Here is a 22000-nt window from a genome sequence, read left to right on the forward strand (position 1 = left end):
ACTCTTGTATATCAATCTCCGGAAATGGCTCCCTTCAAACGCGAGGCGGTAAGGGAGCCATCTCTCAGACCACGAGCTGGCTAATCAATCGTCCGATGCAGCCACCAGGCTTGCGTTGCCACCGGCGGCCGCGGTGTTGATGGACACCACCTGTTCCAGGGCGAACCGGTAGAGGTAAGCCGGGCCACCGGCCTTGGGGCCGGTGCCGGACAGGCCGGAGCCGCCGAAGGGCTGGGTGCCGACGACTGCACCGATGGTGTTGCGGTTGACGTAGACGTTGCCGACAGAGAGCCGGTCAACCACCTTCTTCACCGTTGCATCAATACGGCTGTGAACACCGAGTGTCAGACCGTAGCCGGTACCGGCAATCTGGTTCAGCACCTTGTCCAGGTCGCCTGCCTTGTAGCGGACCACATGCAGGACCGGGCCGAAGACTTCCCGTGTCAGGGCCTCGGCCTTGTCCAGTTCGATGATGTGCGGGGCGACCCAGGAACCGTTGGCCAGCTTGCCGTGTGGCGTCTTGCCGGCGTAGCGCAGTTTCTGGCTCTCCTTCATGTCGTCGACATGGGAGAGAATGTTGTCGCGTGCTTCCTCATCAATCACCGGACCGATGTCTGTCGACGGCAGCCGCGGGTCGCCCAGGCTGAGTTCCTTCGCTGCGCCTTCCAGCATGTCCAGCAGATGATCGGCGACGTCCTCCTGCACATAAAGCAGACGCAGTGCCGAGCAGCGCTGACCGGCGGAGCGGAAGGCGGACATCATGACGTCATCGCAGACCTGTTCAGGCAGAGCCGTCGCGTCGACGATCATCGCGTTGATCCCGCCCGTTTCGGCAACGAGCGGAACGATCGGGCCGCGTTTTGCCGCAAGCGTGCCGTTGATCAGCCATGCGGTTTCGGTCGATCCGGTAAAGGCCACCCCGGCAACGGCTGGATGGGAGGTCAGCGCCGCACCTACATCACCTTCTCCCGGGAGCAGGTAAAAGACATCTTCGGGGATACCGGCCTGATACATCAGCTTGGCTGTTTCATAAGCGATCAGCGGTGTCTGTTCCGCGGGCTTGGCGACGACGGCGTTGCCCGCCATCAAAGCTGCGCTGACCTGACCGAGGAAGATCGCCAGCGGGAAGTTCCAGGGAGAAATGCAGACGAAGACGCCGCGGCCACGATAGCGGTAGCGGTTTTCCTCGCCTGTCGGTCCGGGCATCAGCTTGCCTTCACCGAAAAGGTTTCTGGCTTCGGCCGCGTAGTATCGGCAGAAGTCGACTGCCTCGCGGATTTCGGCAATGCCATCGGTCAGGCACTTGCCGGCTTCCAATGAGAGGATCGTCATCAGACGGTCCCGGTTGGCCTCCAGCAGGTCGCCAACCTTGTCGATGGCAGCTGCCCGCTCTTCAACCGGTCTGCGCGACCATTTCTCGAACCCCTTCTGGGCATTTTCGACAGCAAGGCGGGCCGTTTCGCTGTCCGCGAAGCGCACCGTGCCGACCTTGGTCGAGCCGTCCATCGGGGCAAACACCGGATTGGCGTCGCCCGACGGTTTCAGCCCCGCTCCAAGCGGGGCGGCCTCGGTGAACGGTGCTGTGGTTTTCGCCATGCCGGACGTCAGCAGGTTGCGTTCTGCCGCACAGCCGAATTCCACGCCGTCGGAATTTTGCCGGCTGTCGCCGTAAAGGTCCTTTGGCAGCGGGATCGAACGGTTGATGGAATGGTGGCCGTCATCCAGCAGTTCCTTCGGCCGCTTGAGCATCTTTTCAACCGGCACGGAGGCATCGCCCACGATGGTGACGAAGGAGGAGTTGGCACCGTTTTCCAGAAGGCGGCGGACGAGATAGGCCAAGAGGTCCTTGTGACCACCGACCGGGGCATAGATCCGGCACGGGAAGCCGTCGCGTTCGACAACGGATTTGTAAAGGCTTTCGCCCATGCCATGCAGGCGCTGGAACTCGTACCCTTCCGCCTTGCCACCGGAGAGTTCGATGATCTGGGCAACTGTCAGTGCGTTGTGGGTGGCGAACTGCGGGTAGAGCACATCCCGTGCCGCCAGCATCCGCTTGGCGCAGCACAGATAGGACAGATCCGTCGCCGCCTTGCGCGAGAACACCGGATAGCCTTCCGCGCCGCCTTCCTGAGCGTGCTTGATTTCCGTATCCCAATAGGCGCCCTTTACGAGACGCACCATCAGTTTGCGGTTGGTCTTGCGGGCTGCGTTGACCAGCCAGTCGATCACGTGAATGCCGCGCTTCTGATAGGCCTGAACCGCCAGTCCAAAGCCATCCCAGCCCTCGGTGACTGGATCGGTCAGCATGGCCGCGATGATATCCAGAGAGATCTCCAGCCGGTCGGCTTCTTCAGCGTCGACGGTGAAGTTGAGGTTGTGGTCCTTGGCCAGCTGCGCCAGTTCGCGCAACTTCGGCAGGAGTTCGTCGCGCACGCGCTCGCCGTTAACGGCCTGATAGCGCGGATGCAGCGCGGAAAGCTTCACCGAAATACCCGGACGGTCCGGCAGCTGCTTGTCACCGGCAGCCTTGCCAATGGCGGCAATCGCCTTGGCATAGGACTGGAAGTAACGCTCTGCATCCTTCTGGGTGCGCGATCCCTCGCCCAGCATGTCATAGGAATAGCGATAGCCCTTCGCTTCCTGGGTCCTGGCGCGTTCCAGAGCCTTCTGGATGGTTTCACCAAGCACGAACTGATGACCGAGCAGGCGCATTGCCTTGCGGGTTGCCATGCGCACGGTCGGCATGCCCATGCGCTTGACGAGGCTCGACAGGATCGACTGGGGCGTGTCGCCCGGATGCAGCAGACGAGAGGTGACGCCCAGCGCCCAGGAAGAGGCGGAGACAAGCCATGTGTCGGATTTCGGGCCTGAGGGATCATCGAAGCGGGCTGCCGCCAGCTTGTCTTCGATCAGCTTGTCCGCGGTCTTTGCGTCCGGAACGCGCAGCAGAGCTTCCGCCAGCACCATCATGGCCAGACCTTCACGGGTGGTCAGACCAAATTCGCGCATGAAGTCTTCCACGCCGCCGAGACCGACCTGGACCGAGCGCATGTCCTGAATATAACCGCGGGCGCGCTGGTCGATCAGTTTCTCCACCACGGGGTCGGTGTTGGCTTCCTTCAGAAGCGCTTCGACAAGCGTCTTGTCATCGGGGGCGTACGCCGGGCGAAACGGCTCGAGTTCGGTCGAATTGATTGTCTTCATGGCTGCAACAGTTGCGGTCATGAGAGCCTCCCAAAGGGGCCCCGCGGGGCCAGGTCACTAGATGCCTCCAAAATATCTTGAATCGAAGTCCGCTTTTCGCTGTTTTTGAAGCCAATCTCCGTGTATTTCTCTGCAAATTTCTTTTTTCTAGGGAAATTCGCCATGCTTGATGCAACAGACCGGAGGATTCTGAAGGTTCTCCAACAGGACGGCCGCATTACCAATACGGACCTTGCCGAACGGGTGCATCTTTCGGCAACCGCGACCGCCGAACGCATGAAGCGGCTGGTACGCGAAGGGTACATCGAGCACTTCTCCGCCAGCCTCAATCCGAAGATGGTGGACCGGGGCTTGCTGGTCTTCGTCGAAATCCGGCTTGACCGCACCTCACCGGAAATTTTCGACGCCTTCAAGATTGCCGTCGAACGCTCGACCGACATCATGGAATGTCACATGGTGGCAGGCGGCTTCGACTACCTCATGAAAAGCCGCGTCAAGGACATGGAAGCCTATCGGGCCTTCCTGTCTGATGTGGTTTTGGCGCTGCCGGGCGTGCGTGAAACACATACTTACGCCGTCATGGAAGAGATCAAGGACACCCATATCTTGCCGGTCTGATTTGCGCTGGAACCTAACGGACACGAACACTCATCGTTCACAAAGCCTTGTCTTGACCGTGCCATGCGCCTTGCGCGAGGGAACGAGGACCGGACACGATCCGCAACAGGGGAAATTCTGATGAAACGCATGCTTGCCGCAACGCTTGGTCTTCTCGGATCACTGATGGCACCGGTGGCTGCTTCTGCACAGGAAGCGGCCAATGATCCGGCGTGGCAGGCAGTGCTGGATGAGGCCAGAGGCGAGACCGTTTATTTCCACGCCTGGGGCGGCGAGCCGCGCATCAACGCCTATATCGCCTGGGCTGCCCGGGAAGTGGCAAATGAATTTGACGTTCGCGTCCTTCAGGTGAAGGTCAGTGACACCGCATCTGTGGTCTCACAGGTGCTTGCCGAAAAATCGGTTGGCAAGGTCTCTGGCGGCGCGGTCGATCTCGTCTGGATCAACGGCGAAAATTTCGCGGCCATGAAGGAACAGGGCCTGCTGGCAGCACGTGGATGGGCGCAGACGTTGCCGAACTGGGATTACGTCGACGTGGAAAACAAGCCGACTGTCGTCCAGGATTTCACCGTGCCTACGGATGGCCAGGAAAGCCCGTGGGGGATGGCCAAGCTCGTGTTCATGTATGACAGTGCCCGCCTGGACACCCCACCCGCGACACTCGATGCGCTGCTGAGCTACGCCAAGGCGAACCCGGGCCGATTTGCCTATCCGCAACCGCCCAATTTCTATGGCACGACCTTTCTGAAACAGGTTCTCGTCAGCACGGTTCCGGACAAGGCCGCTCTGACGAAACCGGTGGATGAAGCCCGCTTCGAAGAAATGACCGCACCGTTGTTTGCCTATCTGGACGCATTGAACGGCTCGCTCTGGCGCCAGGGCCGCGCTTTCCCGAAGGATGCAGCGCATATGCGCCAGCTGCTTGCCGACGGAGAACTGGATATTGCATTTTCCTTCAATCCGTCCGATGCCTCGAGCGCAATTGCCAACGGCGAACTGCCGCCCAGCGTGCGCACCTTCGTTCTGGATAGCGGCACCATCGGCAACACCCACTTCGTTGCAATTCCGTTCAACAGTTCCAGCCAGGCAGGCGCCAAGGTCTTCGCCAACTTCCTGTTGTCACCCGCGGCACAGGCTCGCAAGCAGGATCCCGGTATCTGGGGCGACCCGACGGTTCTGAACGTTGCCGGACTGCCTGAAACCGAAAAGGTTCTCTTCGATACGCTCGACCTTGGGCCTGCGACCTTGACGCCCGAACAGCTCGGCCCGGTCCTGCCAGAACCGCATCCGAGCTGGGTCAGTGCGCTTGAAGAGGCCTGGACCACCCGCTACGGCGCCGAGTGAGCCGGAGTACGTGGCAACCCAGCCGAAAGCCGTCCCGGCCATACCGATCATCCTTGTGTCGGTTCTTCTGGCCGGGCCGGTTCTCGCCGGCCTGGCGGGTACGATCCTGCCTGCCTTCGGTTACCTGCCCGCGCTGGGCCACAACAGCTTCACCCTTGAACCTGTCCGGTACCTGTTCCAACAACCCGGTCTGCTGACTTCCGTTTGGCTCAGTATTGCCACCGGCCTGACGGCCTCCGTCGCGTCGCTGGCGATCGTGCTCCTGTTCGTGGCAGGCTGGTCCGGAACGGCGGCGTTCCGGCGCCTGACCCGGTTTCTGTCGCCACTGCTTTCGGTACCACACGCGGCGGCGGCCATCGGTCTTGCTTTTCTGATTGCGCCATCGGGCTTTCTGGTTCGCCTCGTTTCGCCCTGGGCGACTGGCTGGACCAGGCCACCCGACGTTCTGATCCTCAACGATCCGTTCGGCATTGCCATGACCATGGGCCTTGTCGCCAAGGAAGTGCCTTTTCTGTTCCTGATGACGCTCGCCGCGCTAAACCGCCCTCACGTTCAGGAGTATTTCAAGGCAGGTGCCAGCCTTGGCTATGGCCGTGTCGCAACCTTCTTCAAGATCGTTCTGCCGCAGATCTACCCGCTCATCCGCCTGCCGGTGCTGGCAGTGGTCGCCTATGCCACATCCGTCGTTGATGTCGCCGCCATCCTTGGGCCAACGACACCGGCTCCGCTCGCCCCGCGTCTCGTCAGCTGGATGAACGACCCGGATCTGACCAAACGTCTGATGGCATCTGCCGGGGCATTGCTGCAACTTGCCGTCAGCACGACTGCTCTTGCCACCTATCTGGCAGGCGAACGGCTGGTCGCCTCTGCCTCCAGGCGCCGTCTCGTCACCGGGCATCGTCACTTGCGCGAGCGTGCGGCAAGATATGGCGGACTTCTGGTGATGGTACTCATCATCGTGGCCATGATCCTCTCGTTGCTTCTGCTCGGGATCTGGTCTGCCGCCCGCTCGTGGTGGTTTCCCTCTGTTTTGCCGCAGGCCTGGAATGTCATGCAAATGACCGACACCCTCGGCATGAGCCTCGGGCTTCTCGGTACGACCGTCGCTCTGGCCTGTGCCTCCGCGTTTGTTGCAACAGCCCTGACACTTTGGGTTCTGGAAGCGCGCGATCACCGCAAGTCGACCTCTTCGCGCCGCCTCAAGACACTCGTCTTCCTGCCGCTGCTGCTGCCGCAGATCAGCTTTCTGTTCGGTCTGCAGCTGCTTTTCCTGTCAGCGGATTTCAGCGGCACATTCTCCGCTGTTTTGCTGGCCCACCTGGTTTTCGTCCTGCCCTACGCCTTCCTGGCCTTGAGCGATCCCTGGGCCCGGCTCGATCCGCGCTTTGCCAAGGCTGCAGCCTCCATCGGCGCGTCGCCTGCCCGCATCTTCTGGCAGATCCGTTTGCCATTGTTGCTGCGGCCAGTTCTGGTAACGCTTGCCGTGGCAGCCGCGGTTTCCGTCGGCCAGTATCTGCCGACCTTGATGATCGGTGCTGGACGGATCGCCACGGTCACGACCGAGAGTGTCGCCCTGGCCAGCGGAGGCAGCCGGCAGGCAACTGCGCTGTTGGCCCTGCTGCAACTTGGCATACCACTGGCCGGATTTACGCTGGCCGCACTGTTACCGGCGTTGCTTCATCGCAACCGGGCCGCCATGCGGCTGGAAAGGTGAGGCAAGCAATGCAAATCCCAAACGAGCCATTGGGCCTGGTTCTTCAGGACGTCACCCTCCACCTGGACGGAGCGCCCCTGCTTGGGATCGACTGCCGGATAGAACCGGGAACAGTACTCACCGTGATGGGCGAAAGCGGCAGCGGCAAATCCAGCCTGCTCGACTTCATTGCCGGTTTCCTCCGGCCGGATTTCAAGGCGAGTGGCAAGGTGATGCTTGATGGCAAGGATCTCACACCTCTGCCTGCACAGGAGCGGCATATCGGCCTGATGTTCCAGACGCCGCTGTTGTTCCCGCATATGTCCGTGCTGCAGAACCTGATGTTCGCCATTCCCGCTGCAATCCGCAAAAGATCCCTCCGGCGGGACATGGCTCAACAGGCCCTCGCCGATGTCGGGCTTTCCGGTTTCGGCAGCCGGGACCCTGCGACGCTGTCCGGTGGTCAGCAGACCCGCGTCGCCTTGATGCGAACGCTTCTTGCCGAGCCGCATGCGCTGCTGCTGGACGAACCTTTCTCAAGTCTCGACAAGGCCCGGCGAGCTGACATCCGGGCATTGGTCTTCGACGCAGCCAGACAAAAGGGCTTGCCCGTCCTGCTTGTGACGCACGACGAGGAAGACGCTGACGCAGCCGGTGGCAAGGTACATTTTCTTGATGAAAGCGGATCAGGCAACGGCTGCGCCTGAGAAGGAGGTAACATAGGTGCAATTGTCGGCGAACAGGACGTACGGCCAAAACGCGCGGAAGAACTGAGCCGCCTAAATAGTCTTCTGATGGCAGACAGAAGATGTCTGCCGTTGCCGGGTTGGCTCCGACGACGGCAGACGGAAATCAGGTTTGTGAACCCTGGTGCTTATTCGGCGGTGTCCGCAGACTTGGCCTGCAGCAGGGAATAGTTGTCGATGCCGATCCGTTCGATCAGTTCGAGCTGCGTTTCGAGGAAATCGATGTGGCTTTCCTCGTCGCTCAGAAGCTGTTCAAACAGCGCCATGGAAACATAGTCGCCGAGCTCGCGGCAGACTTCGCGGGCTTCGTGGTAAAGGGCCCGCGCGACGTATTCCGCTGCAAGGTCGCCTTCCAGGCATTCCTTGACCGACTGGCCGATCCGCAACGGGTCCAGGGTCTGAAGATTGGGCAGACCTTCCAGGAAGATGATCCGGTCCATCAGATCCTGTGCGTGCTGACGCTCTTCTTCAGCTTCCGCCAGTTCCTTGTCGGCCAGCTTGCCGAAGCCCCAGTCGGCCAGCAGCCGGGCATGGACCCAATATTGGTTCACTGCCGTCAACTCGTGCCGCAGGGCCTTGTTGAGATACTCGATTACGCGCGCTTCGCCCTTCATGACCCTCTCCCTGCGAGATCTCCCCGGGGTGCTCTGTCACTTGGACATGTGCCCGGATGTTGATCGAAATCCATGTTCCGGACCAAGCCATTTCTCTGGCAGGGGCCGGTAAGTCCTAGCGGTTTGAAGCCTGCTTCAATTCTGCAGGCGACTCTTCCGACTTTGGTTGCTCTTCAGAACTTTTTTCGTGAATGATGTCAATGACCGACGGAAAACAGCTTCCGCAACGCGGCCTGCACCCCAGATGACGGAACACCGCTCCGGGCGTTGGCACCTTGCCATTCGGGTCTGCACGCATTTCTTCCGCGGCTTCGCGAAGTTGCTTGTCAGACAGTACGTTACAGGAGCAAATGATCATTGTAGGATCCGGCGCGCGTCCTCATATGCGAACATATTGGCATTGACGAATTCCAGCGCAATAACGAAACTCGACTGCAAGAGTCAACTTTTTCCACGACTTTTGCACGCCAGCAGGGAAATAACATGACCGGCCAGGGTATCCCCGACGAGCGTCCGACACTCGTGCTGACAGGCGCGAGCCGCGGCATCGGACATGCCACCGTCAAGCGGTTTTCCGCGGAAGGCTGGCGGGTGATCACCTGCTCCCGGCAGGCGTTTTCGGACAAGTGTCCCTGGCCGATGGGGCCTGAGGACCATATCCAGGTGGATCTTTCCGATCCGGAAAACCTCGGGTTTGCCACCCAGGAAATCCGCAAGCGTCTGGAGCCCAACGGTTCGCGCCTTCATGCGCTGGTCAACAATGCGGGGATCAGCCCCAAGGGCCCTGACGGAGAACGTCTGGATTCGCTGACAACGGCCATGCACGAATGGCGCACCGTTTTTCAGGTCAACTTCTTTGCCCCCATCCTTCTTGGCCGGGGCCTTTTCAAGGAACTGAAGAATGCCAAGGGTTCGGTCGTCAACGTGACGTCGATCGCCGGCATGAAGGTGCACCCCTTCGCCGGTACCGCCTATTCCACCTCGAAGGCGGCCCTCGCATCGCTTACGCGGGAGATGGCGGCCGACTTCGGTCCGCATGGCATTCGCGTCAATGCAATCGCACCGGGCGAAATCGATACATCCATCCTGTCACCTGGCACCGAAAAGATGATCGAAGACATTCCGCTCCGCCGCCTTGGCCTGCCGAATGAAGTTGCCGACACGATCTATTACTTGTGCTCCGAGAAGTCTTCCTACGTCAGTGGAGCAGAAATTCACATCAACGGCGGTCAGCATGTATAAATCAATTATACAACCCGAACTTCTTCTAGCTTGCCGATATATTTGCGACACCTAAACCTGACTTTCAAAATGACGCATTTCTTCTTCAGCTAAATATTACCTGAAGCTAAAAATGCGTGATTTACCTAATGTTCATTGCGCTCCGCAATACTGACAGAACGACAATGCAGTTGTTCCGGCTGTGCGGGGATAAAATGAAACGAATATTGAAAGTTCTGACCGACTTGAAATTTGGCTTCAAGGTCGGCGGCGGTTTTCTGGCTGTCTTGCTGCTGACGGCAGTCGTAGGTGGCGTGGGATTTCTGGCCATCCATGGTCTGTCCGCGCGGTTCGTCGTTGCCGATCAGGCGGCCAAGGTTGCCGGACAGGTCCAGGCAACGTCCCTGCTTCGTGAAGACTATCTCAACAATCCTTCGGCAGACCTTCGCAATTCCGTGCTTGAAGGCGTGGCGACGCTGCAAGGCGAACTGGACCTCCTGACCAACGAGATTGCGGGCGACACCGCCTCTGAAGCTCAGGTTGCGGGGGCCAAGGACGCGGTCTCCAGTTTCTCGACCACTTTCGATCAGGTCGCCGAGCAGACGGTGCAGCAGGCCGAGCGTATCGCGACACTTCAGAAAAGCACCAATGATCTGGAAGCACTGGCGACCAACATCAGTGACGCCGTTCTGACGGAAGAAAAACGCATCAGCGCCGAAGCTTTCGCGGCGAACAGCCAGCTGGACGATGCCAACCAGCTTCAGAGAACCGTGTTCGAACTAAAAGACGAAGTCGTCAAGGTTCACATGCTTTACCTGAAGGGCAGCGGCAACATTGACGGTGAAGATCTTACCTCAGCCATCGACACCGCACGCAACCTCGTCTCTTCCACGAAGCAGATGAAGTACAAGCAGATCGACGGTATCGACCGCAAGACCGTGAGCAAGCTGGCCTCGCAGGCGAACAAGCTCAACGCGGCTCTGGAGAACCTCACCAAGGATCTCGGCTTTTCCGAAGCCTATGAAGCACGCCAGGCCGTCGGCAATGCAATCGACGGGATGAACGGCTTTACAGAAGAAATTCTCGGGCAAGTTCACCCGGTCGTTTCCAAGGCAAAGACCGACGCGCTGACCGCCTCCACCCGCCTTGCAACGGTACGCTCCATTGCCGAGAAAGCTACCAGCCTGAATGAGATGGCACTGGCCGCCCGCGCGGAAACACTCTACCTCTTCGGCGCCTTTGGTGTCAGCGACCAGTCGGCCGTGGAAGAACAGATCGCCAATCTGCAGGGCCTGGAAAAGGACATGGTCAAATACGCCATGATCCTTCCCTCCGCCGCAGACGCAATCAACGCGATCCCTGAATCCGTTGCAACGCTCGACAAGTCTTTCCGCGAGATGCTTGTCACCAAGGCAGATCTGGCGGCCAAACGAGTGGAACTTGACGACCTGACCCGCAAGGTCAGCGCCGACATCACGTCCATCTCCGCTGCACAGTCGCAAGCCGCCAATTCCGCCGCCACGGCTGCAAAGGTCCAGATTGCCGTTACGATCCTGCTCGCCATCCTGGGCGGCATCGGTCTTGCCTTCATTCTCAACCTGGCCATCACGCGCCCGATCCGCACGATCACCGGCGTCATGGACCGCCTGGCAAACGGCAACAATGAAGTTGTGATCCCGGGCATCGATCGTGGCGACGAGATCGGCGACATGAGCCGCACAGTGCAGGTGTTCCGCGACAACGCTGTCGAACGCGCTCAGCTGCAGGAGCAGAATGCCCGCGAGGAAGCCTCCCGCCAGGAACGCCAGGCCCGTATCGACAGTCTGATCCATTCTTTCCGCACCAAGGCGGAAGAAGCGCTCGGCTCCGTGGAAACCACCGCGGGCGGCCTCGACAACACCGCACAGGCCCTGACGGAAATCGCCCGGGACAGCGCCGGTTACGCCAGCGAAACCCAGGCATCGTCCAACGAGACCACCAACAACGTTCAGACCGTGGCAAGCGCCGCCGAAGAACTGGCGGCTTCGATCGGCGAGATCTCCCGCCAGGTTGCCCAGACGACAGAAATCGTCGACCGAGCCACCACCGGAACACGGATCACCAACCAGAAGGTCGAAGGGCTGGCGGAAGCCGCCACAAAGATCGGCGAAGTGGTGACCCTCATCCAGGCGATTGCCGAACAGACCAACCTTCTGGCCCTCAACGCCACCATCGAAGCGGCACGCGCCGGAGAAGCCGGAAGAGGTTTCGCGGTTGTTGCTGCCGAGGTGAAGGAGCTGGCCACCCAGACCTCCAAGGCAACAGAGGAGATCTCCAGCCAGATCACCGAGATCCAGAACGCGACCAAGGAATCCGTCGTTGCCATTGGCGAGATCGCGGAGACCATGACCGAGGTGAACACCTATACCACGGCCATCGCATCGGCTGTCGAACAGCAGGGCGCCGCCACTGCGGAAATTTCGCAGAACGTGCAGCGCGCGGCGGAAGGAACCGGTGCCGTGTCCTCTTCCATGTCGCAGCTTTCGCAGGCCGTTGACCAGACCTCCTCGTCTGCGGACATGGTGCTGTCGGCTTCCGGAGAACTGACCCAGAAGACCCACGAACTGAAGCGTGAAGTCGAGCAGTTCCTCTCCGAGGTTGCCGCGGCTTGATCGCACACATCTGACCAAAGAGGGCGGGTGAGCTTCGGCTCCCCGCCCTTTTCTTTTGCGCTCGACAGGATCGCCGACGGCAGCGGGAAATTGCCTTTGCGGTGCTGCTGTAGCCGTCCACGAAACCTTTGGACCGGACGGGTTCAAAAGCCGGCCAGGAAACCTTTTCGACCACACAGGAACGTCTAATCTACTTTCAAAAGAAGGCAGGATGTTCTATGGCGGAACAACTTCAAACCTGACAGAAAACGAGTGAGACCCGTGGCGGATCAGACCAGTGCCTCCACCTATGCCCCGTCCGGCGAGCCTGCACACCAGAGCTGGCCGGTGATCCTGGAAACCAAGGGCTGGAAGGACTATCGGCTTCTGGACATGGGCCAGGGCGAGAAGCTGGAGCGTTATGGCCGTTTCACCATCGTGCGTCCGGAACCGCAGGCCATGGGGGCCCGGCGGCAGAAGGAAAGTGTCTGGAACCGTGCCGATGCCGTCTTTTCCGGCGACACGGAAGAAGAAGGCCCGGGCCGCTGGAAGTTTTCCGGAAGCGTGCCGGAAACCTGGCCGATGTCATATGGGCCTGTTCGCTACAACGGTCGCTTCATGTCGTTCCGCCACGTCGGCGTCTTCCCCGAACAGGCCGCCCATTGGGACTGGGTCAACGGCAAGATCCGCGCTGAACGCGAGCGCGCACCGGAAAAGCCGCTGAAGATCCTGAACCTTTTCGGCTACACCGGCCTTGCCTCGTTGCTGCCGGCGACGGAAGGGGCGCAGGTGACCCATGTGGACGCCTCCAAGAAGGCGATCGGTTATGCCCGCGAGAACCAGGAGATGTCAGGTCTCGAAGATCTGCCGATCCGATGGATCTGCGAGGACGCTTCGAAATTTGTTGCCCGCGAAGTGCGGCGCGGCAACACTTATGACGGCATCATTCTCGACCCACCGAAATACGGCCGCGGCCCGAAGGGCGAGGTCTGGGACATCTATACCAGCCTGCCTGGCATGCTCGCGGACCTTAAGCAGCTTCTGGACAAGGACGCATTGTTCATGATCCTGACCGCCTATGCGATCCGCTCCAGTTTCGTGTCCATTCATGAACTCATGGCCGAAACCCTGGACACCGAAGGCGGCCTGCTGGAATCCGGCGAACTGGTCATCCGCGAGGAGGACGGCAAGCGCGCACTGTCCACGTCGCTCTTTTCGCGCTGGAGCAGCAGATGATCGAAAAACGCCAGGGGGCGGTGAAACAGATCACCAGCCATTCCAACCCGATCGTCAAGGAAATCAAGGGGCTCGTCGCGCAGCGCAAGCACCGCAGCCAGTCGGGCCTGTTCGTGGCCGAAGGCCTGAAGCTGGCCACCGATGCGCTGGAAGCCGGCTGGGGCGTGCGTTATCTCGCGCTCGGGCCTGAAGCGCGGGACAATCCTGTCGCGCAGAAGGCTGCTGCTGCCGCGAAGGCGCGCGGCGCCCTGATCCTGGAAGCATCGACCGCCGTCATGTCCGCCATGACGCGCAAGGACAATCCGCAGATGGTTGTCGGTGTTTACGAGCAGAAGCTTCTGGGAGCCCGCGACATTGATCCCACCGGTACCACGCTCTGGGTCGCTCTCGACCGGGTGCGCGATCCGGGCAACCTTGGCACGATCATCCGCACGGTCGATGCGGTCGGTGGCGCAGGTGTCATGCTGGTCGGCGATTGCACGGATCCCTTCGCGGTTGAAGCTGTTCGCGCCACCATGGGCTCGCTGTTTCATGTGCCGCTGGCCAAACTCGGCAAGGACGAATTCAAGTCACTGGCCGAAAAGTGGCCCGGCACCGTCGCGGCCACCCACCTGAAGGGATCGGTCGACTATCGCACGCCCGACTATGCCGAGCCGGTTCTGCTGGTCATGGGCAACGAGCAGAAGGGCCTGGAAGACGACATGGCAGCTGCCTGCCGTACCTTGATCCGCATTCCGCAGGTCGGACAGGCCGACAGCCTGAACCTGGCCGTTGCCACGGGCGTTGCGCTTTATGAAATCCGCCGCAAGCATCTGGAGCTTTAGAACCTATGCGTCTGTTTATCTTTGGCACCGGGTTTTCCTCCAAAGCGTTCGTGGAAGAAGTGCGTGACCAGTTCGACTGGATCGGCGGCACAACGCGTTCTTCGGACAAGATGGAGGCGCTCCGGACACTGGGTGTCGAACCGTTTCTCTTCGACGGTAGTTCCCAAGGCGACGGCGTTGCCGAGGCACTGAAGCAAGCGACGCATATACTGGTCTCGATTGCTCCGAATGAAGCCGGCGACCCGGTGCTGAACCAGTACGCCAATGAGATTGCCGGCGCGAAACCGCGCTGGATAGGATACCTCTCCACAGTCGGTGTCTACGGCAATCACGACGGTGCCTGGGTCGATGAGGACACTCCGCTCAACCCCGTTTCCAAACGCTCCGTCCAGCGTGTCGCGGCAGAAGAGGCCTGGTTGGCATTTGCCGAACAGAATGACCTGCCGGTGCAGATTTTCCGCCTTTCGGGCATTTATGGCCCGGGCCGGAATGCATTCGAGAATTTCAGGAAGGGCACGGCGCGGCGGCTGGTGAAGCCGGGTCAGGTCTTCAACCGCATTCACGTTGCCGATATTGCGGGCGCATTGAAGGCTGCCATGGCAAAGCCGTCGACGCGGGTTTTCAACGTCACGGACGATGAACCGGCCCCTCCGCAAGATGTGGTGGCCTTTGCCGCGGAGCTGCTCGGCGTCGAAGCCCCGCCCGAGATCCCGTTCGAAACCGCGGATCTCACACCGATGGCCAGGTCCTTCTACGGCGAAAACAAGCGGGTTTCCAACCAGCGCCTCAAGGACGAGCTTGGGTTTACATTCCGCTATCCGGACTACCGTGTTGCCCTGAAGGCCTTGTTGGAGACGGTGTGATCCCGTCGCAGGTCCCTGCCCTGACCAGACCCTGACACGGCGGCGCCTTTTTTCATGCGCCGCCAGCCGTTTCATCCATTCATTTCAGCCGTTATTTGGGCTGCGGCACGACACGCAGATAAGGCTTCAGGGTCTTCCAGCCTTCAGGGAATTTCTCCTTCGCCTCTTCATCGCTCACCGCCGGGACGATGATGACATCCTCACCGGACACCCAGTTGGCCGGGGTGGCGACCTTGTGGGCGGAGGTGAGCTGCAGACTGTCGATCACGCGGATGACTTCATCGAAGTTCCTGCCCGTGGAGGCCGGGTATTCGATCTTGAGCTTGATCTTCTTGTCCGGGCCGATAACGAACAGCGACCGCACGGTCAGCGTGTCGTTGGCATTGGGATGGATCATGCCGTATGCGGTGGCCACCTTACGATCCGGATCGGCAATCAGCGGGAAGTTCAGGGCAACGCCTTGCGTATCGGCGATGTCACCAACCCAGGCATGGTGATCCTCGATGGGATCGACCGAAACGCCGAAAACCTTGACGCCACGGGCTGCGAACTTGTCCTTGAGCTTGGCGGTCATTCCCAGTTCGGTGGTGCAGACCGGCGTGAAATCCTTGGGGTGGGAAAACAGAACCGCCCAGGACCCTTCGATCGCCTCATGAAAACGGATCGGACCATCCGTGCTGTCGGCTTCGAAATCCGGTGCCTCGTCTCCGAGCAAAAGTGCAGACATGAATGAGCTCCTTAAAATTACGGACCGCAATCTCAGTTTTGCGGCGGTTTACCCTTCAGTTTTTGCGCAGGCTTGTCGAGTCTCCCGGCCCTTTCCACCAAGGGGCAAATGAACGCAGGGGTTGACGTTGCCTGGTTCAGCCCCCAGTTTCGGGTCACAACAAGGCGGGGATTTTCGCCACATAATTCAAAAGCTTGCATGGGAGAACCTTATGACCACCTGGCGCGTCTACTTATCCGGCGAAATCCATACCGACTGGCGTGACAGGATCATGGAAGGCACATCCGCACTCAAGCTGCCGGTGGAATTTTCTTCTCCCGTAACGGATCACGATGCCAGCGACGATTGCGGCGCGACCATCCTGGGTGGTGAGGACAACAAGTTCTGGTACGACCACAAGGGCGCAAAGGTGAACGCGATCCGCACACGGACGCTGCTGGAAAAAGCCGACATCGTCGTGGTCCGCTTCGGCGATAAATACAAGCAATGGAACGCAGCCTTCGATGCCGGCTATGCCGCTGCGCTCGGCAAGTCACTGATTGTCGTTCACGACCCGTCGCTGACCCACCCGCTCAAGGAAGTTGACGCAGCTGCTCTTGCGGTCGCCGAGACCTCCGAACAAGTCGTCGATACCCTCAAATATGTTATACTTGGGAAGCTCGATCGGTGAGCAGGTCTTGAAATTAACAATTTCATTACCATACTAATAGACACTATGGAAAAGCCCGGGTGTTTTTACCGGGCAACCAGACCTCCGCCAAATGGAACGGCTTCTTGAAGTGAGGCAGTCGCAAAATGACTGCGCACGTCGATGTCCAGTTCCGAGCAGGGTCTGAAAAGTACTTTAGTATTATCATCAACACTGTCATCAAGGCGTTGAAAAAGGCAGCTATGGAAGCCGTCGTATGCCAAGATGCCAAGAATTGGAAAGAAGACTCCATGCTACATGGAAACGTGAAATGGTTTGATCAGCGCCGAGGTATCGGCACGATCGAACCGCAGGACGGCGAGGACATCCTTGTCGACATCTCGGCCCTGCGCCGGTCCGGTATTGACACTCTGAAGGAAGGCCAGCTTGTGGCATTCGATCTGGAGTGGCGCCGCGGTCAAATGGTGGCTGAAGACCTGAAAGTCCTGTAAGGTCACTTACAGGTCATTACCGGGTACAAGGGCGGTTCGACCGCCCTTTTTTATTGGATTTTTTCAGATGCAAATTGACGAGAGATTACAACAGGGCATCTCCGCCCACCGCAGCGGCAATCTGGAAGCCGCCCTCAGCGCCTACAAGGATGTGCTATCGGAAGATCCCGACCATGCGGACGGCCTGCATTTCCTGGGGTTGCTCCATTTCGATGCCGGCAAGGCGGACAATGCGGTTGCGCTTATCCATGCTTCCCTGGAAAGGAACCCGGGCAATTTCTCCGCCTGGAACAACCTCGGCAACATCCTGAAGCTTTCAGGCGACAAGGACGAAGCCTTGAAGGCCTATTTGCGCGCAGTAGAAATTGAAGTCCGCCACGAGGAAGCCTGGAAGAACATCTCGATGATGCTGCAGGAAGCCAGCAACAACGACGAGCTTCTGCCCATGCTGCGAGAAGTCGTGCGCCTCGACCCGAACAATCACAGCGGCTGGCACAACTTCGGCATATCGCTGATGCTTGCCGGCAAAAGAGAGGAAGCGGCGGACGCTTTCGAACGGTGTCTGCAGTTCCCGCCAGACGTCTGGAGCGACAAGGGCTGGCATCCGCGCGTACTGTGCGCGCTTGGACGGGCCGAAGTCGCCACACGGCATATGGAGATGCTTGTCGCAACCTTCCCGGACGACCCGGTCATCCGCTATCAGTTTGCTGCGATCCGTGGAGAAGACCTGTCGCTTGCCCCCGCGGACTATGTCCGGGATCATTTCGACAGCTTTTCGGAAAGCTTTGACGACGTCCTGAACGGGCTCGGCTACCAGGCGCCGAAGCTTGTTGCCGAGGAAGTCGCGGAGCTGGCCAGGGAGCGCGACTTGCCGTTTGCCCATGTGGTCGACCTTGGCTGCGGGACCGGCCTTTGTGGACCACTGATCCGCGACCACTGTGCCCGGCTCACCGGCATCGACCTGTCACCGGGCATGCTGCGCAAGGCCGCGGCACTGAAGGTCTACGACTTCCTGGTCGAGGGTGAGCTCGTTGGATTTCTGTCCTCCGACCTGCCGGCGCACTTCGATCTGGCAGTCTGTGTCGACACGCTGTGTTATCTCGGCGATCTGGAGCCTTTCATGCAGGCGCTTGCAGGAGCCCTAGCCCCGGATGGCATGCTCGTCGCGAGCGTCGAGCATCTCGATACGTCGGACGGGCCGGACTACCGCGTGGATGCTACGGGGCGCTACGCCCACCGGCCAGAATATCTAAAGCGCTGCGCAGAGGCCGCGGGCCTTCTCTATGCGCGGGAGAAACGGGATATTCTGCGCAAGGAACTCGGCAAGGATGTGAATGGACTCGTTTTTCACATCCGCAAGCCAGGCGCCAGCCAGACGTGACAGTCTGTCCGCGCGGACGGCAAGTGAATTCGTGCAAGGACATTCAAAGCGGTTGTGCCGGGGCGTAAAGTTGTTACGGTGTCGCCGTTGGGAACGAGTGTCCGTTTGGAGGGACCGTTAATGTCGGAATGCAATGTTCTGCTGGTGTATCCGCGCTTCAATGCCGGGTCATTCTGGAACTATGGTGCGACCTGCGAAATGGTCGGCGCCAAATATCCCGCTCCTCCTCTCGGCCTGATCACAGTTGCGGCAATGCTGCCGGAGAACTGGAATGTCCGCCTGATCGACCGCAACACCGGCGCCCTGACGAACGACGATCTCGCCTGGGCCGACATGGTGATGACCGGCGGCATGCTGCCCCAGCAGGCCGATTGCCTCGCCGTCATCCGCCGTTCGCAGGAAAAGAACGTTCCCGTCGTGGTCGGCGGTCCGGACGCAACCTCTTCTCCGGAAGTTTATGAAGCGGCCGACTTCCTGGTCCTTGGGGAAGCCGAAGGCATTCTCACCACCTTTGTCGACGCCTGGAAGGAAGGGGTCCGCAACGGCCGTTTTTCGGCCGAGAAATTCAAGGCAGACGTTTCCTCCAGTCCCGTACCGCGCTTTGACCTTCTGAGATTCGACGATTATGTCCAGATCGGCGTGCAATATTCGCGCGGCTGCCCGTTTACTTGCGAATTCTGCGACATCATCGAGCTGTATGGCCGCGTGCCGCGCACCAAGACCAACGACCAGATGCTGGCCGAACTCGACCGGCTGTACGAACTTGGCTACCGGGGTCACGTCGACTTCGTCGATGACAACCTCATCGGCAACAAGAAGGCCGTGAAGGGCTTCCTGCCCGAACTGGCGAAATGGCAGAAGGAACGCAGCTACCCGTTCGAAATGTCGACCGAGGCTTCCCTCAACCTGGCGGACGACGAAGCCTTGTTGAAGATGATGCAGCAGGCCGGATATTTCTCGGTCTTCATCGGCATCGAAAGCCCGGACCCGGACGTTCTGGTCGCGACACGCAAGAAACAGAACACACGCCGCGACATCGCCAAGAGCGTGCACAAGATCTACGATGCCGGCATCTTCGTGCTGGCCGGCTTCATTGTCGGCTTCGACGAGGAAAGCGACAAGGTGGCGGACGAGATCTCGGCACTGATCGAGGAAGCCGCGATCCCTGTCGCGATGACCGGGCTGCTCTATGCCCTGCCGAACACTCAGCTGACGCGCCGGCTCGCCAAGGAAGGCCGTCTGCATGCGGATTTCGCCACCGATGATCCGGATACGGAACATGGCGATCAGTGCACCGCCGGCCTCAACTTCACCACAGTGCGCCCGCGCGCGCAGATCCTGGAAGACTTCAAGCAGGTCATCGACCGGGTCTATGGTCCGGAAGCCTACTTCGGCCGCGTTCAGAAGGTGGCTTCCATGCTCGACATGAGCGGCGCAAACGGCTCGATCTTCGGCGCCGGGTTCTTCCACGATATCAAGCTGTTCGGCCGTCTTATCCTGGCAATGACCTTCAAGGAAACCACCTATCGCGGGCCCTTCTGGAAAACCCTGATCAAGACCGCCTTCACCAATTTCAGGGCGATCAAGCCGGTCATGATGATGCTTGCGCTCTATGTGCACCTGGGGCCGTTCTCCCGGTTCGTGGTTGCCCAGATCGACAAGCAGATTGCCGATATCGAAAAGGGCAACTGGGAACAGCCGGCGCTGGTGGCCGCCGAGTAATCGGGTAAGGTCTCCTTCCTTCAGCTGACGGGATTGGCGGGAAAAGAGTTGCGGTCCGGTATCTCCAAACGCAGCGCGCTGGGGTTCATCCTGGTCACGCTGGTTCTCAATTCCATGGGCATCGGCCTGATGATGCCGGTCATGCCCTCGCTCCTGACCGAACTCACCTCGCTGCCTGTGAGCGAAGCCGCCCGCTGGGGCGGTGCACTGAGCGTCGTCTACGCCTTGATGCAGTTCGCCTTCGGTCCGACGCTCGGCAATCTGTCCGACCGCTTTGGCCGCCGTCCGGTGCTGCTGGTGTCCATGTTCGCCATGGCTGTCGACTACCTGATCATGGCCTTCTCCTGGCATCTGGCCGTGCTGTTCATCGGCAGAACCCTGTCGGGTGTCGCCGGAGCAACCTTCTCGGCCGCATCAGCCTTCATTGCCGACGTGTCGTCCAAGGAAGACAGGGCCAAGAACTTCGGCCTTGTCGGGGCCGGATTTGGTGTCGGCTTCGTACTCGGGCCGATGATCGGTGGTTACCTCGGCGAATACGGACCGCGTGCGCCCTTTTATGCCGCCGCAGGCCTTTCCTTCGTCAATTTCCTTTTCGGCTATTTCATGCTGCCGGAAACGCTGAAGGACGAAAACAGAAGAGATTTTGACTGGAAACGGGCCAACCCATTCGGGGCCTTCAAGCAGATCGCCGCCTATCCGGCGGTGCGCACGCTGCTTCTGGCTATCTTCCTGTTCGACATCGCCCATTACGTCTACCCGTCCGTCTGGAGCTACTATGCGGAGGAGGTCTTCGCCTGGAGCCCAGGAGACATCGGTCTGTCACTTGCGGCCGTCGGTGTCGGGTTTGCCTTCGTTCAGGGATACCTGATCCGTGTCCTGGAACCAAAGCTCGGGCCCGGCCGGACACTCTTCATCGGGCTGGCCGCCAATCTCGTGGCCTTTGCCGGTCTCGCCGTCGCCGATACTGGCTGGATGGCCTATCTGCTGATCTCGTTCGCGGCGCTTGGTGCGATGGCAACGCCTGCCTTCACCGGTCTGATGTCGGTCCGTGTCCCGGACAATGCGCAGGGCGAATTGCAGGGCCTGATTGCCAGTGCCGCCGGCCTTTCCATGGTGGTGAGCCCGCTGGTGATGACCCAGGTCTTTGCCACGTTTTCAGGTCCTGAGGCGGCGATTTCCTTTCCCGGCGCGCCGTTTGCCCTGGCAGGCGTGCTGATCCTCGCCGCCATGCTGATCGCCCTTCCCTTCATGCGTCTTCAGGAAAGACTGCCGTCACCTTCCGAGGCGGCAGACCGGAAGACACCAGCCGAATAATCAGGTTTCCCCAAAAGTGACAGGCACCTTTCCTCCCCTTCTCGACGGTCCACGTCTTGCACCGGCCTCCGGCAAACCCGCTCGTCAGCTGGTTGTGATCCTGCATGGCTACGGCGCGGATGGTCTTGACCTGATCGACCTCGGGCGCGCCTGGCAGGGACAGCTTCCCGATGCGGCTTTCGTTGCGCCGAACGCTCCTGAACCCCTTCCCTTTGAAGCGCTCGGCGGACGGCAATGGTTTGCGCTCCAGGAGCGCGATCCCAATGAATACCGCCTCGGCGCGCAGGCCGCCCAACCGGTGCTCGACCGATTTCTGGACGACGAACTGGCCCGCCATTCGCTGGAGGGCAGCGTGTTGGCATTGGTCGGCTTCAGCCAGGGAGCCATGATGACCTTTCAATGCGGCCTGCGCCGCCCGTCTCCGCCAGCGGCCCTGATCGGTTTTTCCGGACTGTTGCCGGGAGCCAGCCAGCTGGGCCCGGTCAACACACAGAGCCCGGTGCTGATTGTCCATGGCGAGGAAGACGATGTCGTTGCCAGCTATCATGCCCAGGCAGCACAAAAGGCGCTTGACGATGCTGGGGTTTCCTCAAGCCTGCACCTTTTGGCCGGCCTCGGCCATTCAATTGACGAGCGCGGCATGGTGCTGGGCGGTCGGTTTCTGGAAAAGGCATTTGGCCCGGCAAAACCGGTCTGAAGACGGCCATGCATTGGTTAATAGCC

Annotated in this window: 19 protein-coding genes; 15 read left to right on the top strand and 4 right to left on the bottom strand. The window is 60.0% G+C overall.

What is annotated here, in order from left to right; genetic code table 11:
• Positions 1-84: 84 nt before the first annotated feature.
• Positions 85-3225, bottom strand: coding sequence for a bifunctional proline dehydrogenase/L-glutamate gamma-semialdehyde dehydrogenase PutA (putA, locus tag ACYQ6M_RS21035; RefSeq protein WP_460075366.1), 3141 nt, complete (start codon positions 3223-3225; stop codon positions 85-87).
• A gap of 141 nt (positions 3226-3366) precedes the next feature.
• Here putA and ACYQ6M_RS21040 point away from each other — a divergent pair, with 141 nt between their 5' ends.
• From ACYQ6M_RS21040 to ACYQ6M_RS21055, 4 genes are all read left to right on the top strand, one after another.
• Positions 3367-3822 (top strand): winged helix-turn-helix transcriptional regulator, encoded by a 456-nt coding sequence (locus tag ACYQ6M_RS21040; protein WP_022999714.1) that lies wholly within the window; start codon positions 3367-3369, stop codon positions 3820-3822.
• 120 nt (positions 3823-3942) lie between these two features.
• The gene (locus ACYQ6M_RS21045) at positions 3943-5166 is read left to right on the top strand and encodes an ABC transporter substrate-binding protein (RefSeq protein ID WP_460075368.1); all 1224 of its coding nucleotides are present in this window, start codon (positions 3943-3945) and stop codon (positions 5164-5166) included.
• 10 nt (positions 5167-5176) lie between these two features.
• Positions 5177-6880: an ABC transporter permease gene (locus ACYQ6M_RS21050; protein WP_460075371.1), complete on the top strand. Its 1704-nt coding sequence runs from the start codon at positions 5177-5179 to the stop codon at positions 6878-6880.
• Between the two features lie 8 nt (positions 6881-6888).
• Positions 6889-7566: an ATP-binding cassette domain-containing protein gene (locus ACYQ6M_RS21055; RefSeq protein ID WP_460075373.1), complete on the top strand. Its 678-nt coding sequence runs from the start codon at positions 6889-6891 to the stop codon at positions 7564-7566.
• 167 nt (positions 7567-7733) lie between these two features.
• On the opposite strand, the gene bfr is transcribed toward ACYQ6M_RS21055, so the two are convergent.
• Both bfr and ACYQ6M_RS21065 read right to left on the bottom strand, forming a co-directional pair.
• Positions 7734-8219: a bacterioferritin gene (gene bfr, locus ACYQ6M_RS21060; RefSeq protein WP_022999710.1), complete on the bottom strand. Its 486-nt coding sequence runs from the start codon at positions 8217-8219 to the stop codon at positions 7734-7736.
• A 115-nt stretch (positions 8220-8334) separates the two neighbouring features.
• Positions 8335-8577 carry a (2Fe-2S)-binding protein gene (locus tag ACYQ6M_RS21065; protein ID WP_062490562.1) on the bottom strand — a complete coding sequence of 81 codons (243 nt, stop codon included), beginning with the start codon at positions 8575-8577 and terminating at the stop codon, positions 8335-8337.
• 125 nt (positions 8578-8702) lie between these two features.
• On the opposite strand from ACYQ6M_RS21065, the gene ACYQ6M_RS21070 reads away from it, so the two are divergent.
• The 5 genes from ACYQ6M_RS21070 (at position 8703) to ACYQ6M_RS21090 (ending at position 14993) form a co-directional block, all read left to right on the top strand.
• Complete coding sequence (locus ACYQ6M_RS21070; RefSeq protein ID WP_022999708.1) at positions 8703-9461, top strand: SDR family NAD(P)-dependent oxidoreductase; 759 nt, start codon at positions 8703-8705, stop codon at positions 9459-9461.
• Between the two features lie 194 nt (positions 9462-9655).
• A complete protein-coding gene (locus ACYQ6M_RS21075) occupies positions 9656-12091 on the top strand; it encodes a methyl-accepting chemotaxis protein (RefSeq protein ID WP_208984398.1) in 2436 nt (811 codons plus the stop codon).
• Between the two features lie 261 nt (positions 12092-12352).
• Positions 12353-13306: a class I SAM-dependent methyltransferase gene (locus ACYQ6M_RS21080; protein WP_022999706.1), complete on the top strand. Its 954-nt coding sequence runs from the start codon at positions 12353-12355 to the stop codon at positions 13304-13306.
• Positions 13303-14130, top strand: a complete 828-nt coding sequence (locus tag ACYQ6M_RS21085) for a TrmH family RNA methyltransferase (RefSeq protein WP_460075377.1) — start codon at positions 13303-13305, stop codon at positions 14128-14130. Before ACYQ6M_RS21080 ends, ACYQ6M_RS21085 begins: the two co-directional genes overlap by 4 nt.
• A 5-nt stretch (positions 14131-14135) precedes the next feature.
• Complete coding sequence (locus tag ACYQ6M_RS21090; protein WP_460075379.1) at positions 14136-14993, top strand: SDR family oxidoreductase; 858 nt, start codon at positions 14136-14138, stop codon at positions 14991-14993.
• A gap of 91 nt (positions 14994-15084) precedes the next feature.
• On the opposite strand, the gene ACYQ6M_RS21095 is transcribed toward ACYQ6M_RS21090, so the two are convergent.
• The gene (locus ACYQ6M_RS21095) at positions 15085-15720 is read right to left on the bottom strand and encodes a peroxiredoxin (RefSeq protein WP_022999703.1); all 636 of its coding nucleotides are present in this window, start codon (positions 15718-15720) and stop codon (positions 15085-15087) included.
• Positions 15721-15931: 211 nt separating this feature from the next.
• On the opposite strand from ACYQ6M_RS21095, the gene ACYQ6M_RS21100 reads away from it, so the two are divergent.
• The 6 genes from ACYQ6M_RS21100 (at position 15932) to ACYQ6M_RS21125 (ending at position 21974) form a co-directional block, all read left to right on the top strand.
• Complete coding sequence (locus ACYQ6M_RS21100; protein ID WP_460075381.1) at positions 15932-16390, top strand: YtoQ family protein; 459 nt, start codon at positions 15932-15934, stop codon at positions 16388-16390.
• Positions 16391-16515: 125 nt separating this feature from the next.
• Complete coding sequence (locus ACYQ6M_RS21105) at positions 16516-16860, top strand: cold-shock protein (protein ID WP_460075383.1); 345 nt, start codon at positions 16516-16518, stop codon at positions 16858-16860.
• A 67-nt stretch (positions 16861-16927) separates the two neighbouring features.
• Entirely contained in the window at positions 16928-18241 is a 1314-nt protein-coding gene (locus ACYQ6M_RS21110; RefSeq protein WP_145903649.1) for a tetratricopeptide repeat protein, read from the top strand.
• 120 nt (positions 18242-18361) lie between these two features.
• Positions 18362-19963, top strand: coding sequence for a B12-binding domain-containing radical SAM protein (locus tag ACYQ6M_RS21115; protein WP_055657417.1), 1602 nt, complete (start codon positions 18362-18364; stop codon positions 19961-19963).
• A gap of 48 nt (positions 19964-20011) precedes the next feature.
• Positions 20012-21277, top strand: a complete 1266-nt coding sequence (locus ACYQ6M_RS21120) for a TCR/Tet family MFS transporter (RefSeq protein ID WP_206904013.1) — start codon at positions 20012-20014, stop codon at positions 21275-21277.
• 16 nt (positions 21278-21293) lie between these two features.
• On the top strand, positions 21294-21974 hold the full coding sequence (locus ACYQ6M_RS21125; RefSeq protein WP_460075385.1) for an alpha/beta hydrolase: 681 nt from the start codon (positions 21294-21296) through the stop codon (positions 21972-21974).
• Positions 21975-22000: the final 26 nt, after the last annotated feature.

Source organism: Roseibium sp. ROS1 (assembly GCF_054658215.1).